This is a genomic window from Agrobacterium sp. 6Ca8, assembly GCF_055382765.1.
The window spans coordinates 477,306-492,342 of sequence record NZ_AP026435.1; the positions used below are offsets into that span (position 1 = coordinate 477,306).

Annotated in this window: 13 protein-coding genes; 10 read left to right on the top strand and 3 right to left on the bottom strand. The window is 58.8% G+C overall.

Annotation, left to right across the window (positions count from 1 at the left end; genetic code table 11):
• Complete coding sequence (locus ACZ5A6_RS25990) at window positions 1-813, top strand: inositol monophosphatase family protein (protein WP_464111455.1); 813 nt, start codon at window positions 1-3, stop codon at window positions 811-813.
• A 266-nt stretch (window positions 814-1,079) separates the two neighbouring features.
• Here the strand turns inward: ACZ5A6_RS25990 and ACZ5A6_RS25995 are convergent, their stop codons facing one another.
• Complete coding sequence (locus ACZ5A6_RS25995; RefSeq protein WP_464111607.1) at window positions 1,080-2,984, bottom strand: AI-2E family transporter; 1,905 nt, start codon at window positions 2,982-2,984, stop codon at window positions 1,080-1,082.
• 432 nt (window positions 2,985-3,416) lie between these two features.
• On the opposite strand from ACZ5A6_RS25995, the gene ACZ5A6_RS26000 reads away from it, so the two are divergent.
• The gene (locus ACZ5A6_RS26000) at window positions 3,417-3,836 is read left to right on the top strand and encodes a DUF4112 domain-containing protein (RefSeq protein WP_076844305.1); all 420 of its coding nucleotides are present in this window, start codon (window positions 3,417-3,419) and stop codon (window positions 3,834-3,836) included.
• A gap of 531 nt (window positions 3,837-4,367) precedes the next feature.
• Here the strand turns inward: ACZ5A6_RS26000 and ACZ5A6_RS26005 are convergent.
• Entirely contained in the window at window positions 4,368-4,994 is a 627-nt protein-coding gene (locus ACZ5A6_RS26005) for a GDSL-type esterase/lipase family protein (protein WP_142851299.1), read from the bottom strand.
• Window positions 4,995-5,060: 66 nt separating this feature from the next.
• Window positions 5,061-5,972: a 2-dehydro-3-deoxygalactonokinase gene (locus tag ACZ5A6_RS26010; RefSeq protein WP_464111456.1), complete on the bottom strand. Its 912-nt coding sequence runs from the start codon at window positions 5,970-5,972 to the stop codon at window positions 5,061-5,063.
• 115 nt (window positions 5,973-6,087) lie between these two features.
• Between ACZ5A6_RS26010 and ACZ5A6_RS26015 the strand changes: the two genes are divergently transcribed.
• The 8 genes from ACZ5A6_RS26015 to ACZ5A6_RS26050 all read left to right on the top strand — a co-directional run bounded on the left by ACZ5A6_RS26015 (window position 6,088) and on the right by ACZ5A6_RS26050 (window position 15,034).
• Window positions 6,088-6,996: a dihydrodipicolinate synthase family protein gene (locus ACZ5A6_RS26015; RefSeq protein ID WP_464111457.1), complete on the top strand. Its 909-nt coding sequence runs from the start codon at window positions 6,088-6,090 to the stop codon at window positions 6,994-6,996.
• Window positions 6,993-8,159 (top strand): mandelate racemase/muconate lactonizing enzyme family protein, encoded by a 1,167-nt coding sequence (locus ACZ5A6_RS26020; protein WP_013637451.1) that lies wholly within the window; start codon window positions 6,993-6,995, stop codon window positions 8,157-8,159. The genes ACZ5A6_RS26015 and ACZ5A6_RS26020 overlap by 4 nt, the downstream gene beginning before the upstream one ends.
• Window positions 8,160-8,183: 24 nt before the next feature.
• Window positions 8,184-9,455, top strand: a complete 1,272-nt coding sequence (locus ACZ5A6_RS26025; protein WP_065687603.1) for an ABC transporter substrate-binding protein — start codon at window positions 8,184-8,186, stop codon at window positions 9,453-9,455.
• A gap of 67 nt (window positions 9,456-9,522) precedes the next feature.
• The gene (locus tag ACZ5A6_RS26030; RefSeq protein ID WP_464111458.1) at window positions 9,523-10,449 is read left to right on the top strand and encodes a carbohydrate ABC transporter permease; all 927 of its coding nucleotides are present in this window, start codon (window positions 9,523-9,525) and stop codon (window positions 10,447-10,449) included.
• A 10-nt stretch (window positions 10,450-10,459) separates the two neighbouring features.
• A complete protein-coding gene (locus tag ACZ5A6_RS26035; RefSeq protein WP_003492168.1) occupies window positions 10,460-11,290 on the top strand; it encodes a carbohydrate ABC transporter permease in 831 nt (276 codons plus the stop codon).
• A 2-nt stretch (window positions 11,291-11,292) separates the two neighbouring features.
• A complete protein-coding gene (locus ACZ5A6_RS26040; RefSeq protein WP_464111459.1) occupies window positions 11,293-12,375 on the top strand; it encodes an ABC transporter ATP-binding protein in 1,083 nt (360 codons plus the stop codon).
• The gene (locus tag ACZ5A6_RS26045) at window positions 12,372-13,355 is read left to right on the top strand and encodes an NAD-dependent epimerase/dehydratase family protein (RefSeq protein WP_464111460.1); all 984 of its coding nucleotides are present in this window, start codon (window positions 12,372-12,374) and stop codon (window positions 13,353-13,355) included. The genes ACZ5A6_RS26040 and ACZ5A6_RS26045 overlap by 4 nt, the downstream gene beginning before the upstream one ends.
• On the top strand, window positions 13,352-15,034 hold the full coding sequence (locus tag ACZ5A6_RS26050; protein ID WP_111790866.1) for an SMP-30/gluconolactonase/LRE family protein: 1,683 nt from the start codon (window positions 13,352-13,354) through the stop codon (window positions 15,032-15,034). Before ACZ5A6_RS26045 ends, ACZ5A6_RS26050 begins: the two co-directional genes overlap by 4 nt.
• Window positions 15,035-15,037: the final 3 nt, after the last annotated feature.

The following is a 15,037-nucleotide window of genomic DNA, read 5'->3' on the forward strand; positions in this document are numbered from 1 at the left end:
ATGGCGGACCGGTCGCTTGACAAACTGATGCAGCTTGCATTGTCCGCCGCACTTGCCGGAGGCGCTGAACTGAAGACGCATTTCGGCGCCATGTCCCGCGATAGTGTTCAACGAAAAGCTTTGGGTGATTATGCGTCCAAGGCCGATCTTGCTGCCGAGGAGGCTATTGCCGCAGTTCTGGCAAGGGCAGGTGATCGCTACGGTTTCGTGGGTGAAGAAACCGGTACGCGCAAGCCAGACGCACGACGCCGTTGGGTGGTAGACCCGCTTGACGGAACCAGCAACTTCATCTGGGGCATTCCCTATTTTGCTGTCAGCATCGCTCTTTGCGACGACGATGGCGAAATACTGGGCGTCGTCCTTGACCCATTGCGGGACGAGATGTTCACGGCAGTTCGAGGGCAGGGTGCCCGGATGAACGGTAAGGAACTGACACGGTTGGAAGAGAAGAAGCCGGAAGAATCCATCATATCTCTATCTATGCCGATCCACGGACAGTTGAAGTCGATGGACCGCAGTGCTTTCTTCCGCGCCCTTGATACCATCACCAACGAGACAGCAGGCATCCGTAGACTCGGCTCGGCCGCACTTGATCTCGCATATGTTGGCGCGGGCAGGCTAAATGGCTATTTCGAAGACGGCCTCAGCCATTACGACTACGCGGCTGGAAAGATTATTGCCCAGGAAGCCGGAGCGCTTGTTACCTCCCTCAATGGCGGTGTTGTAGAAGACGGCGGTTCACTGTTGGCGGGAACGTCATCCATACATCAGTGGCTCAAATCCAAGTTTCAGCAAGGGGAGACTCCAAGCTGAAAGGTCTCACAACCGCAGGCCGCTTTTGATGTCGCAACTGTCAAGCTTTAGACCTGACTGCTCTTAGTTCGCAGTAGATACCTAGAGACGCGTAACGTTTTCAATCTTTGTATCGATGCATCGTGCTTTTTCCAGAAAGCAGGTTTGTGCGGTGATGAGCGTGCGCAAGTTCAGGCGCTGAAGCTTTCGGGTGGTCCTATGCGTTATGATCCAGGAGACGAGATGCGTGCCCCTTGGTAACATCGACAGACTTCTCGTGGCTGCGTTCAGGCAGCCACCGGCGGCACTCGGCGCTGGCGCGCCACTTTTCTCACGGGGCTTTTCAAGGCCACAGGGCCTGTGTCGCTCAGGGCCGACAAGACGGCCTGCGTCAGCGAAGCGGCAACGAAGTCGGCGCTTATGTCTTGAGGGTCGATTGGCGCTTCGCGCCCGCCCTCTCCCATCGGCAACAATATGCCGACACGAAGAGAAGGTCTTACACGCTTCAAACGACGGACGATCTGTCGTGCGTGCGATTTCGAGTTCTCATTGAGAAACGTAACGACAACGGTGTCGATATCGTCAGCCACCAGAGCCTTCAAATCTCGCCCTTCAATTCTTGTATAGTCTGCTTGTCTGATCTGCGCACCCTGAACCAAGAGAACTTGCGATAACATCGCTGACGCTGCGTCGTCCATGGCCCCTCGGCCTCCCAGGGATAGAATTGATCTGCCTTTACCGTCCGGTAGCGCGATTGTCTCTTTGGTCTCTGGCGCGGAAGTCTGTTCGTCTTCCGACAGTCCCTCGTTTTCCTCTTCGCTCGCAATCTCTGCAAGATTTTCAATGAGGGCATGGGCGCTGGAGGCAAGAAGCGCGATCTGAGCCTCTGTCATCACGCCGCGCTGGCGGTCCGCTTCGCCCAGGATCAAGGCAGGAAGACCAACTTTTTCGTAGTAGTCGATGAGATATTCCTCTTCGAGAAACTCCTCGGCGTTGTCAGTCGCTTCGTTGGGGTCGCCGGAGAGCAGCCGCTGGTAAAGCTTTTCCTGCGGTTGGAGGACTGGTTCATTTCCGAGCAGAACGTCCAGAAAACTGAACTCGGGGACATATCTGCCAAGAACGACCAGACACACCGTGAGAGGTGTCGACAGCATTAACCCCAGTGGTCCCCAAAGCCAGGACCAGAAGATTGCGGAGATGATGATCGCCATCGGAGACAAGCCGGTGTGGCTACCATAGAGCCAAGGCTCAACGACGTTATTGCTGATCAGTTCGGTGATGATGAAAAGTGCCGCGACCCACGCGACCAACGACCAGCCGGGAGAGATTGCAAGGGCGAGGAACAGCGGCAACACCATTCCGATAACGGGACCAATATAGGGCACGAAACGCAGAACCAGCGTCAGCAGACCCCATAGAATCGCGTTCGGAATGCCAAGCACCCAAAGCCCAATGGTGATGGGAAAGGCGTAAAGGGCATTTACCACCAATTGCATCAGAAGGTATTTCCCAACCCGTTTTCCAGCGTCCTGCAGCGCTGCCGTCGTGCGATGCAGGTCACCAAGTCCAACCAGCCTGATAAACCTGTCGCGAAGGTCCTCACGCTCGATCAACATGAAAATAACAAGAACGATGACCAAACCTGCCGTTGCAAACGGGCTGATAAGCGGAAGAATGAAATTGCCAAGTGTCTCGACCGGATGGGATCGCGTGACGATTTCAACGGGCATCGGCTCTCGCATGGTTGGTGCGGTCGACTGCTCGTCCTGACTTTCGACGGCGCGTGTCTGCAACTCGGCGCCGACACGCTCGACAACCTTGCTCAGATGTTCGAGCACACCATTGCCTGATCCGGCTTGGCTGAGCGCCTGAACCTTGGTGACGATATTGCGCTGATATGTCGGGATGTTTTCGGCAAGATTTGTCACCTGCGTGGCGACGACGAAACTGAACAGCGCAATTGCCATGAAGGCTGAGGCGACCGCCATAATAACGGCGGCAATCTTGGGCACAGAGTGTTTTCGGAGAAAGGAGACAATAGGTGCCAGAGTGAATGTCAGGAGGAGAGCCAAGGCTAATGGCACGAAGATTTCCTGACCCACGTGCAGGATGACCGCGACGCCAATCAGAATGAGAATCGTTCGTCCAGAAAGCCTGGTGTTAGCCAGCGGACCTTGATGAGAAACGGCCATAAGTTTTCCGATGTCGTTTGTTGTTAAAGCGCCAGTGTCCATCAGCAGTCCGCCTTTAGATGCACCGATGAACTCAAAAAATATGTGCCATGTCCGCATCTACTTAATGAAGATCAGCTTTAACTCGCGAAAGACGTTAAAGATGCAAGGGCGTGCCTCACATCTTTCTCTCGACCTAGCAGTCCTGTAGTCGCGCCAATGTAAGGGAAAATATTTCTTAAAATTACTGTGGCCTATCGGAATCGAAAAAGGGGTGTAGGTCCTGAGCGATGAAGGGCGATTGGTGCTGTCACATAGGCAGGACCGAGAGATTGAGCGTAACTGGTTCGGTTTCAATGGATGCAGATAGCTTGCGCAACGCTCTTGAACGCAACTCTCCACATCCCCATTCATATTAGGCTGAGGCATATCTCTTTTATGGAGCACGATTGTATGACAGCGAGAACGTGGAACGCCCACGGCACATCGGACGACTTCGTGGATGGTGCTGAGCGGCTCCGCCGTCTGCGGCGGCTGTCGGGCATCGCTCGTATGATGGACACAGCGATCCGCATTCCTGGCACGGGAATCCGTTTTGGTGCAGATTCCATCATGGGTTTGCTGCCACTGATTGGTGATGGTGCGGGCGCGATTGTCGGCCTCTATATCGTCAATGAAGCGCGCCGCCTTGGTGTGCCGCAGGAAAAGCTTGCGCGAATGGTTGGCAACATCGCCATGGATGCTCTTGTGGGCAGTGTTCCTGTCTTCGGTGATCTGTTTGATATTTATTTCAAATCGCACCGCCGTAACGTCGATATGATCATCCAGCACTTTGGCATTCATGGCGACGAGTTACGGCGGAAGCGCAAATAAGCCTCGACGATGGCCCGAAAAATCCTGGCGGCGGTTCTGGAGTCGGAGTCGAGGTGTACCGTTTCGTCGTCGGTGGTCGAGACCACGTCTTTCAGCCTGTGCACATTGTTGGCTGTCGCCTTAGGGCGGGTAGGCTCAACTAAGATCCTTCAGTGCCGGATAGAGGCCGCCCCGGCGGACGGAGTCGTCCCTGTTTTGCCGGGTCAGCCGGCTTTCCTGCTCGCTCGCAATCCACGCGGTGGCTGTCAAAATACAAATCCCAAATCTGGACGCTGCTGAGCGCGTCGATATGCCATCCCGTGACGCAGCTAGAACGCGGCTACGCAGATCATCGTTGAAAGCTGAGGGCATGTTGCCCGCGACCAAATCACCAATCGGAGCGATGGAATTAGAATTCCGCCAGTAAGGGGGCCTAAACGCGATTCCGCGTTCAACGGACGTGCTCTATAAATCCAATGGAAATCAGCCTGTGAACAATGCTGGGGACAGTTCGGCTCCTTTCAAGAGCTAAAGATAAAGATACCCCTTGTCTCAGTTCAGCAGACCCAACTTTTTTCTAAGCGCTTCCGACCAGACCGCGTAGCCTGCCGCATTCAGGTGAACCAGATCGGATAAATAATAACGGAACATCGGCAGGCCATTTTCACCAATGAGGCCGGCGTTCGGATCAAGCCATGTCGTGTGTTCGCGGCCGTTGCACCATTCGTGCGCCGTCTGGTTGAAAAGATCGAATTCGTGGCGGTATATCCAGCGCGCCGGACTGGGCTTGATCGCCAGAACAAAGACGTGCGCCTGCGGTAGCGCTCGAGAGATGCGATCGCGCAAATCCTGCAGGTGCGCAAGCGTCGTCTGCGCTTTGAGGCCGTCGCTGGCAATATCGTTTTCGCCGAAATAAAGCGCCACTCTACCTGGCTTCAAGGGAACCAGGAGCCGGTCGAGGTAGTGGCTGGCAGAGAGGTAAGTGCCACCGCCAAATCCCAGATTGACGATCTCCAGCGAGCCGAGATCCTCGGTGATGGAGCTCCAGATTCGAAACGAGGATGAGCCATAAAAGGCGATCGGATTGTCTGGAAGGCCGATGCGCTGAATGCGGGCCAGAACGGCAATGATATCATTTTCGTGGCGGCTGGTGCCGATATTGGCTGGGAAGTCGTACATGATTGGCCCTAAAGATTGTCTTGAAAGCCGGATGCCGCCATTTCGGCAACCGGCGATCGGCAAGGGTTATAAAAGCGCTTGCCGCAGGACAGTCAGAGCGCCTTTTGTGAGGGCGTCATCCGCACCCATGGATGTCTTGAGCCCGAACACATCGGCGGCAACCAGATAGAGATCGTTCAGCCCGTCATTGCCGACGATAGCTGCCTCGTCTCCTTCCGCATACCATCCGGCCTCGCGGGCTTGCCGAAACTCCTGCCCGATGACCAGTCCTCGCACATAGGATCGCAACTGATCCGGCGAAAGCCGGCCCGCAAGCCCGCCGGTTCGCGCCGAAAACAGCAGCGACAGCATGGCGGCGGATCGTTTTGCCTCTGTCAGACCCCAGCGATAGGCCTCCTGATCATCGACCGGCGGCTGCGTGGAACCGCGCGCGATGAAGGAGTGATTGATAAGCAGGTTGAAGATTTCACCAGTGACGAATGTCTGGAAGCCATCGATCCTTCCCGCCGTCACCCGCGCCCATTTGCTGTGTGTTCCAGGGATGATCAAGGTGGCATCGTCGCCAAGGCCGTGGCCGACGATTTGGGTTTCTTCACCGCGCATCACGTCCGGGAAGGGCTGGCGGGCGGGATCGGTCAGACCGGGCAGGAACACGAGATCGGACCCGTTCGGCAGCGACCTGCGCACCGTGCCGGCGGCAAGTTCCGTCGGGCCGGCCGGGCACGGCACATAAGGGACCTCGACCCAGCCATTTCGGCTGGTGATCATGCCGAGTGCGGCGACGGGCAAGGCCCCATGGCTTGAGAACCAGGGTGCGAGTGCATCCATCAGCGCCGCCTCGTGCTCACCCTTGCCAAGGCTCGAAATACCGTCGGCGGTTTCAAGATGATCGAGTTCTTCGCCGCCTTCATCAACGAGCGCCGCCCTCCGTGATGTCGTTCCCCAATCAACGATGATCGATGTCGCCGCTGCTGCCATGTCTTGAACCTCCTCGTTCATTTCATCTTGGGGCTTGTCATAGGTCGCAAGTCTATATAGTGTCAATTAGTGAATTCAAGGTATCAAAATATGATACTTAATCGGGAGGAGAAAGATGTTGGCTGGCCTTAAGGGGATTTTGCCTGTTCTGCCTACGCCGTTTCTGGCTGATGGCGGCATTGACGAAGCGGGTATGAAGCGACTGGTGGTCTTTGCGCTCGACAAGGGCGTCGATGGTGTCGTGTTTCCCGGTTTCGCCAGCGAGGTGGAGACTTTGAATGCCGCCGAGCGTGCGGCGTTGCTGAAAATTGTCGTGGATGTGGTGGCCGGGCGGGTGCCGGTCGTGGCCGGGGCAAGTGCGGCCGACTGGCGTGATGTGGTTGAGCACGGGCGGGCGGCATTGGCGCTTGGCATCCGCCACCTGATGGTGCAGGTGCCCAAGTCGGTCGGCACGGATGCGCCGGCGCTGATCGAATTCCTCGGCAGGATCGTCGAGGCGTTGCCCGAAGTTGAAATCATCCTGCAGAACGCGCCCGCGCCGCGCGGCTCCGACCTTTCGCCGCAGGCGATCGTGGAAATCGTGCGGGCGTTGCCGCAGGTGACCTATGTCAAGGAAGAGACGCTTCCTGCAGGCCCAGCCATCAGCCACATCGTCGCCCATGCGCCTTCGACACTGAAGGGCGTCATCGGCGGGGGCGGCGCGCGTTACATTCTCGACGAATATGCCCGAGGTGCTACGGCCGCAATGCCGGCGCTGGAGATCGCCGAGGAACATGTTGCCATCGATCGGGCGCTTGTTGCCGGGCGGCAGGATGAGGCTCGTCGGATTTATGTCCGCACCCTGCCTCTTTTGGTGCTGCAGGCGGTCTATCGCATGCGGCTGACCAAATATGTGCTGGCCCGCCGCGGCGTGATCGAAGGCGTCGGTGTGCGTGCGCCGACACCCGAGCTTGATGCGGCGGCCATTGCCGATATCGACGCCAATCTGGTCGAACTAGGCCTCGTTGCCGTGGAGGCCGCATGAACAGCCCCATCGCAAGCGTCGAAGTCTTCACCCTGACGCAGCCGCGCAAAGTGCCTTATCTCGGCGCCTTGCGTGAAGGTGAGGTGGTCAATCCCAACGGCTATATCGTACGCAAGGGAAATCGCACGGTTTACCCGACCTTCGACCGCAGCGTTCTGGTGCGCATGACGACCGAGGCCGGCGTCGTGGGCTGGGGTGAGACCTACGGTATCGTCGCCCCCGGTGCGGTCGCCGCTCTCATCAACGATCTTCTCGCCGGTTTCGTGATCGGCCGCGATGCTTCGAACCCTTCGGCGATCTATGACGACCTTTACGACATGATGCGGGTGCGCGGTTATACCGGTGGCTTCTACGTGGATGCGCTCGCCGCGCTCGATATTGCGCTATGGGATATTGCCGGACAGGAAGCCGGCAAGTCCGTTCGCGACCTGCTCGGCGGCGGCGTGGATACGTTTCCGGCCTATGTTTCAGGCCTGCCTGAAAAGACGCTCAAGGCCCGCGGGGAATTGGCGAAATACTGGCAGGACCGCGGTTTCAACGCCTTCAAGTTCGCAACGCCGGTGGCAGACGATGGCCCGGCGGCCGAAATGGCGAATCTCCGGAAGGTGCTTGGACCCGATGCAAAGATTGCCGCCGACATGCACTGGAACCAGACGCCGGAACGGGCGCTGGAACTGATTGCCGAAATGCAGCCCTTCGACCCTTGGTTCGCAGAGGCTCCGGTCTGGACGGAGGACATTGCCGGTCTGGAGAAGGTTTCGAAGAATACCGAAGTGCCGATTGCAGTTGGTGAGGAATGGCGCACCCATTGGGATATGCGCGCCCGCGTCGAGCGCTGCCGCATTGCGATCGTGCAGCCGGAAATGGGCCATAAGGGTATCACCAATTTCATCCGTATCGGTGCTCTTGCTTCCGAGCACGGCATCGATGTCATCCCGCACGCCACCGTTGGCGCCGGCATATTTCTTGCCGCCAGCCTGCAGGCGTCGTCGACATTGCCAACGCTCAAAGGTCACGAATTCCAGCATTCGATCTTCGAGCCGAACCGTCACCTGCTGGAAGGCGACATGGATTGCCGGGAGGGCAGGTATCACCTGCCGTCCGGACCCGGACTTGGGGTAAGGCCGTCGGAGGCGGCACTCGGTCTGATTGAACGTATCTGAACTGGTTTTTTGGAGGAGGAAGCCATGAACAAGACAATAAGCCGATTGGCGCTCGGCACCGCGACCGCCGTTTTGATGACAATGGGCAGCCTTGCCCCGGCCAAGGCCGATACCGTTCTGAAATTCATTTCCTGGCAGACGGACGATGCCGGCACAGGCGAATGGTGGCATTCGGCCATTGCCGCCTTCGAAAAACAGCATCCGGGCGTGAAAATCGAATTCACCAAGGCCGAGCGCAGCTCCTATGCCGACACGATGACGACGCTTTTTGCGGCCAACCAGCCGCCGCAGATTGTGCATCTGGCGTCCTTCGAATTTCAAATGTTTGCCGATAGCGGCTGGCTCGAGCCGCTCGACCCGTGGCTGAAGAAGGACGGCATCGACATGACCGGCTGGGCCGGCCAGCAGAAATGCGAATGGAATGGCGAAACCGTCTGCATTATGACCAACTATTTCGGTTTCGTCATGGCCTACAACAAGAAGCTTCTCGAAGAAGCGGGCGTCGCGGTTCCGAAGACCTATGACGAGTTTCTGGCCGCTGCGAAGGCGACGACCAAGGATCTGAACGGCGACGGCATCATCGACCAGTTCGGCACAGGCCATGAAACGAAAGGCGGTCCGGGTCAATATCTGACGGAGATGCTGAACTATATCCTCGACGCTGGCGCCTACTGGACCGACAAGGACGGCAATATCACCATCGATACGCCGCAGATGGTGGAGGGTCTTTCACGCTGGAAAACCGTGATGAAGAGCGGGATCAGCCCGGTCGACATGAGCGCCAGCGACGTGCGCAAGCTGTTTGCCGATGGCAAGATGGCCATGCGGCTGGACGGCCCCTGGCTTTACGGCACCACCGAAAAAGGTTCGGCCAAGGCTGATATCGTTTACGCCGCACCGCCGCTTCATCCGCCGCTTGGCGGCTCGTCCAATGTACTCGCCATGCCGGCCGATATTCCTGACGACCAGAAGGCATTGGTCTGGGATTTCATCAAGCTGACGATGTCACCGGAATTCCAGCGCAGCTATGCCACCCTTGGCGGCAACACCCCGCCAAGCCCGACGGCCGACGTCTCGGGTGTCGAAAAGACCATCCCGCATTTTCCGGTGCTGATCGAGACGATGAAGGCCGCGTCCGAGGCGGGGATCGACCGCATTCCGACCGGACTTGAGCTCTTCTACAACGAGTTCAGCAAGATGGTGATGGAAGAAAGCCAGCGGATGATCATTCAGGATCTCGATCCGGCGGCGGTGGCGAAAACCATGCAGGCAAAGGCCGAAGCCATCAAGGGTTGATCCCGTTGTCTTGCCGTGGCCCGGAAAGGGCCATGGCCATCATCCGCATCCGGCAGGAGGACCATCCATGACCGAACCCGTTCGGGCTGGGCGTCGCAAGTTCTTCGATCTTGCGCGCCCCAGCCGGCAACATCTCCTAGGCTATATTCTGATCGCGCCCGCAGTCCTGATGGTTGCCGCCATCATCGTCTGGCCGCTCGTTTTGGCCATCGACCTGTCGTTCCAGCAGGTCAAGATACCAAGGCTTGGCGGTGCCAGCCGGCCGTTTTCGCTGAGCAATTACACATGGTTGTTCTCCTCGCCGGAATTCTGGCTGGCCTGCTGGGTGACGCTGAAGCTGGTTATCGTCGTAACGGCCGGCAGCGTCGCAGTCGGCCTCAGCACGGCGCTTCTGGCCAATAATCGCTTCAAGGGCCGGACCGTCGCGCGGCTGGGAATGGCGCTGCCCTGGGCGGTGCCGGAAATCATCGCGGTCGTCATCTTTGCATGGATGTTCGACACGTCCTTCGGCCTGTTCGGCTGGCTGGCGATCAAGCTCGGTTTCACCGACCAGATGATCCCCTGGGTCAGCAGTTCCACAGCCGCCTTCTGGGCCGTTGCCATCACCATGGTGTGGAAGGGCTTTCCTTTCGTGTCGATCATGTGTCTGGCCGGTCTGCAGTCCATTCCCGCCGATTATTACGCCGCTGCCAAGGTGGATGGCGCCAGTGTCTGGCAGCGTTTCCGCTGGATCACCATGCCGTTGCTGATGCCGGTTCTCGGGGTCACGCTGGTGCTGACCCTGCTCTGGGTGTTCCGCGACTTTTCCATCATCAAGGTTCTGACCGGCGGCGGCCCGCTGCGTTCAACCCAGACGCTGTCGATCATGACCTACGACCAGGCCTTCCAGTATCACAACTTCGGTCGCGCCGCCGCCGTCGGCGTGCTGACGCTGGTGATCTGCATCATTGCCAGCCTGCTGATGCTCGGCCGGCGCTCGAAATCAATCTACTGAGGAGGCTTTGATGAAACGTAGCTTTGCACAGAGCCTTGCCCTCTACGCGACGGTGATCTTTACGCTGGTGATGATCCTGTTCCCGGTCTACTGGCTGCTGGTTACCGCCCTTTCCACCACCGACGAACTCTACCGCCTGCCACCGACTTTCTGGCCGGACGATCCGCAATGGGACATTTTTGCCCGTGTCTGGGCGGCAAAACCGATCCTTCTGTGGCTGTGGAATTCGATGCTTGCCGCTGTCGGCTCGGTTGCGCTGTCGATGCTGGTTTCGGTCAGCGCCGGATACGCCCTGTCCCGCTATTCGATGCGGGGCGGCGCTACCATGGGAATGTTCGTTCTCACAGCCAAGATGTTGCCCGCCACGCTACTCGTTATCCCGCTGTTTTCGATCTTTTCGAGCTTCGGTTTGATCGGTAGTCTATGGACGCTTGTGCTTGCACATTCGACCATGATCATTCCCTTCGCAACCTGGATGCTGAAGGGTTACTTCGACACGATCCCCAAGGAACTGGAACAGGCCGCAATGGTCGATGGCTGCTCGCCGATCGGCGCCATGGTGCGTGTCGTGCTTCCCATCGCAACACCGGGGCTTGCTGCCACCGCGCTTTACGCCTTTGTGCTCAGCTGGGCCGATTACGCCTATGCGCGCACCTTTCTGGTCAACTCGCCGGACAACTGGACCGCCAATCTCGGCATCACCACGATGCAGGGCGAATATGTCACCTATTGGAACGACATCTCCGCCGCATCGGTGTTCATCGCGCTGCCGATCATCGCAATCTATCTGTTCCTTGAACGTTATTTGGTCGGCGGTTTGACCGCTGGCGCGGAGAAATAAGCATGGCCAATATTTCCATTCGCAACGTCAGCAAGTCCTATGGCGCGCTCAACGTGCTCAGGCCCTTTTCGCTTGAGATCGAGAACGGCGAGTTCGTGGTGCTGGTCGGACCTTCCGGTTGCGGCAAGTCGACGATCTTGAAAATCCTTGCTGGTCTCGAACCGGCAAGCGAAGGGCAGATCTTCATCGGCGACAATGAAGTCACGGATCTGGCGCCCGGGGACCGCGATATAGCCATGGTGTTTCAGAATTATGCGCTCTATCCGCATCTGACGGTTCGCCAGAACATCGGCTTCGGGCTGAAGATGCGCGGCACGGACAGGCATGAGATTGACCGCCGGGTCGACGATGCGGCGCGCATTCTGGAAGTGACGCCCTATCTGGATCGCAAGCCCAAGGATCTGTCAGGCGGTCAGCGGCAGCGCGTCGCGCTTGGTCGCGCCATCGTGCGCCAGCCGCAAGCCTTCCTCATGGACGAGCCGCTGTCCAACCTCGATGCCAAGCTGCGTGTCCATATGCGTGCCGAAATCGGCGCTTTGCACAAACGCATCGGGGTCACCACCGTCTACGTGACGCATGACCAGGTCGAAGCCATGACCATGGCGGACCGGGTCGTGATCATGCAGGGCGGCATCATCCAGCAAATTGCCGCACCAGACGAACTGTTCAACAACCCGGCCAATCTTTTCGTTGCCGGTTTCATCGGCTCGCCGGGCATGAACTTCCTCAATGCGCAACTGCGTGACGGCACTGTTACCCTGTTTGGGCAACATGTTTCCGTGCCGGGCGCGGCTGATCGCCAAGGCAGCGTGATCGTCGGTCTGCGGCCGGAACATCTCGTTCTCGGCGATGCGCCGGTCACCTTCGATGTTCACCCGACGCTGGTGGAAAGCCTCGGATCGGAAAAATACGTCTATTTCGACGCGGAAGGCGCAAGGGTGGCCGATGGCGAGGAGGGCAAGTCCAAGGGTCTGATCGCGCGCGTCTCGCATACCGGCAATCTTCCTGGCAACGAGGCACTCCGGCTCGGTTTCGATCCGGCCAAGCTTTATCTCTTCGATGCAAAGACCGGAGAACGGCTATGATCCTCGTCACCGGATCGGCGGGCCGTGTCGGTCGTGCCGCTGTCGCCGCCTTGCGCGCACAGGGCCGCAGCGTTCGCGGTTTTGATCTCAGGCCATCGGGAACCGGCGGCGAGGAAGTCGTCGGGTCGCTGGAGGATGCGCAGGCACTGTCCGAAGCTATGAAGGGCGTGAGCGCCGTCCTGCATCTGGGAGCCTTCATGTCCTGGGCTCCGGCAGATCGCGATCGTATGTTCGCTGTAAATGTCGAGGGTACGCGCCGGCTTCTGGATGCCGCTTCATCATCTGGCCTGCGGCGTTTCGTGTTCGCTTCCTCAGGCGAGGTCTATCCGGAAAACCGACCGGAATTCCTGCCGGTCACCGAGGATCATCCGCTTTGCCCCAATTCGCCCTATGGCCTGACCAAGCTTTTGGGCGAAGAGCTGGTGCGCTTTCAACAGCGAAGCGGCACCATGGAAACGGTGATCCTGCGGTTTTCGCATACGCAGGATGCGGCGGAACTGCTGGACGAAGAGAGTTTCTTTTCCGGTCCCCGGTTTTTCCTGCGGCCACGCATTCGCCAGCAGCAGAATTTCGGAAACGTTGCTATCGCCGAATTGCTCCAGTCCCGAGATATCGGTGAGCCGTCGCACATTCTGTCGCGCAACGAAAACGGCCGTCCATTCCGTATGCACATCACCGATACGCGAGACATGGTGGCAGGAATTCTGCTCGCTCTCGATCACCCCGAGGCGGCGGGTGGCACCTTCAATCTCGGCGCGGATGAACCCGCCGATTTCGCCGAGCTTCTGCCGAAGATTGCGGTGCTGACCGGCCTTCCCATCGTGACAGTCGATTTTCCCGGCGACGGCGTTTATTACCATACGTCCAACGAGCGGATCAGAAACACTTTGGGGTTTGAAGCAGAATGGACGATGGACCGGATGCTGGACGAAGCGGCGGCCGCAAGGCTGGGGCGACTCGCGAAGGAGCAGAGGCGATGAAGCCCGAGACGCCGGGCGGCACGGCGGCGCTGGCCAAGGGGCTAACGCTGCTCGATATGGTTGCCGACGCGCAGGAACCGCTACGTTTTGCCGAGTTGCTGCGCGCCTCCGGCCTGCCGAAGCCGACCTTTGCACGCATCCTGCGCACCCTTATCGCCTATGGTCTCGTCCGTCAGGATGCGGCCCGGGGCACTTATGTTCTGGGCCAGCGTTTTCTGGAAATGTCCCATAGGGTCTGGGAGAGTTTCGATCTCGTCTCGGCGGCAACCCCGGAACTCGAGCGGCTGGCGGCCGAACTGGGGGAAACGGTTGCGCTGTGCCGGCTTGACGGCACGATGACGCAATATCTGGCCGAACGTTCGCCGAATGGCCTTTCTGTGCGCGTCGAGGTGGGGCGCCGCGTCCCGCTGCATTGCACAGCACCCGGCAAGGCACTGCTCGCCTTTCAGGACCCCGCCGTAGGCCGCGCCCTCCTGGACCGTCTGACGCTGGATGTGCAGACCCCGAAAACCATCACCACGCTCGATGCGCTCCAGGCCGACCTGACGTTGACCCGGGCACGTGGTTATTCGATTTCTTATGAGGAGCACTTGCCAGGTGTAAATTCGGCAGCCGCCCCTGTCATGGGTCGCGACAATACGCCGATCGGCGTGCTTGTTGCGCTTGGCCCATCATCGCGACTCAGTTCCTCCAATATCCATCCAGCCGGGCGCGAATTGATTGCTGCCGCGCGCCGTATCACGGGTGCGGCTGGGGCTGTCGCCATTAGTTCCAGGCCCAGGCCCCGGTCTGTCACCGGCCGTCCGAGTGCCGAGCTGAGTTGCGTCTTGCCATGGGGCGCACAGCTTGGCGAGAGTCCAGTGTGGCACGATGGCGAAAATACGCTCTACTGGGTCGATATTCTTCATCCCGCTGTCCACCGGTTTGATCCAGCGAGTGGCCGGAACGAAACCTGCGAGACCGGGAAGTTGGTCAGCGCGGTCATTCCGGTTCGCGGTGGGCGTCTGCTGGTGGCGTCTCAGGATGGGATCGAATGGCTGGATTTTGCATCAGGTCGGCTCACACCCTTCGTCAGCCCGGAGGCAGGCATCGTCGACAACCGCTTGAATGATGCCAAATGCGGGCCTGACGGTGCGATATGGGTGGGATCGATGAGGATTGACGCCTCCAAGCCCACGGGTGCGCTTTATCGTATCAGCACCGATGGCGCATTCGAACGCAAGGAAGGCGGCATCATCGTCTCCAACGGCCTCGGCTGGAGCGCGGATGGGAAAACCTTCTACTTTGTTGACACGGTACCTGGCCTCATCCACGCCTATGATTGCGATCCCGCGACCGGAACGCTGTCGGGATGCCGCGAATTCGCACGCATTCCCGTCGCTGACGGCAGGCCGGACGGTCTTGCGGTGGACGCGGAAGGAGGGGTCTGGTGTGCGATCTGGGATGGCTGGTCCGTGCGCCGTTATCTTCCAAACGGGAAGCTCGACCAGGTAATTGAGATGCCGGTGCCCCGTCCCACCAGCATCGCCTTTGGTGGCCCGGATCTGTCGACGCTGTTCATCACCAGCGCCCGCACTCGCCTGCCGGCCTCGACACTCGCCGACGCGCCTCTGTCAGGTGGTCTGTTTTCCTGCCGCCCGGGAGTTTCCGGTGCGCACGTCTCATTGTTCGAAGGATAAAGG

What these genes read in the sequence shown, in the direction of transcription:
- ACZ5A6_RS25990 (WP_464111455.1), top strand. Translation starts at nt 1, where the DNA reads ATGGCGGACCGGTCGCTTGACAAACTGATGCAGCTTGCATTGTCCGCC.
- ACZ5A6_RS25995 (WP_464111607.1), bottom strand. Translation starts at nt 2,984, where the DNA reads ATGGCCGTTTCTCATCAAGGTCCGCTGGCTAACACCAGGCTTTCTGGA.
- ACZ5A6_RS26000 (WP_076844305.1), top strand. Translation starts at nt 3,417, where the DNA reads ATGACAGCGAGAACGTGGAACGCCCACGGCACATCGGACGACTTCGTG.
- ACZ5A6_RS26005 (WP_142851299.1), bottom strand. Translation starts at nt 4,994, where the DNA reads ATGTACGACTTCCCAGCCAATATCGGCACCAGCCGCCACGAAAATGAT.
- ACZ5A6_RS26010 (WP_464111456.1), bottom strand. Translation starts at nt 5,972, where the DNA reads ATGGCAGCAGCGGCGACATCGATCATCGTTGATTGGGGAACGACATCA.
- ACZ5A6_RS26015 (WP_464111457.1), top strand. Translation starts at nt 6,088, where the DNA reads ATGTTGGCTGGCCTTAAGGGGATTTTGCCTGTTCTGCCTACGCCGTTT.
- ACZ5A6_RS26020 (WP_013637451.1), top strand. Translation starts at nt 6,993, where the DNA reads ATGAACAGCCCCATCGCAAGCGTCGAAGTCTTCACCCTGACGCAGCCG.
- ACZ5A6_RS26025 (WP_065687603.1), top strand. Translation starts at nt 8,184, where the DNA reads ATGAACAAGACAATAAGCCGATTGGCGCTCGGCACCGCGACCGCCGTT.
- ACZ5A6_RS26030 (WP_464111458.1), top strand. Translation starts at nt 9,523, where the DNA reads ATGACCGAACCCGTTCGGGCTGGGCGTCGCAAGTTCTTCGATCTTGCG.
- ACZ5A6_RS26035 (WP_003492168.1), top strand. Translation starts at nt 10,460, where the DNA reads ATGAAACGTAGCTTTGCACAGAGCCTTGCCCTCTACGCGACGGTGATC.
- ACZ5A6_RS26040 (WP_464111459.1), top strand. Translation starts at nt 11,293, where the DNA reads ATGGCCAATATTTCCATTCGCAACGTCAGCAAGTCCTATGGCGCGCTC.
- ACZ5A6_RS26045 (WP_464111460.1), top strand. Translation starts at nt 12,372, where the DNA reads ATGATCCTCGTCACCGGATCGGCGGGCCGTGTCGGTCGTGCCGCTGTC.
- ACZ5A6_RS26050 (WP_111790866.1), top strand. Translation starts at nt 13,352, where the DNA reads ATGAAGCCCGAGACGCCGGGCGGCACGGCGGCGCTGGCCAAGGGGCTA.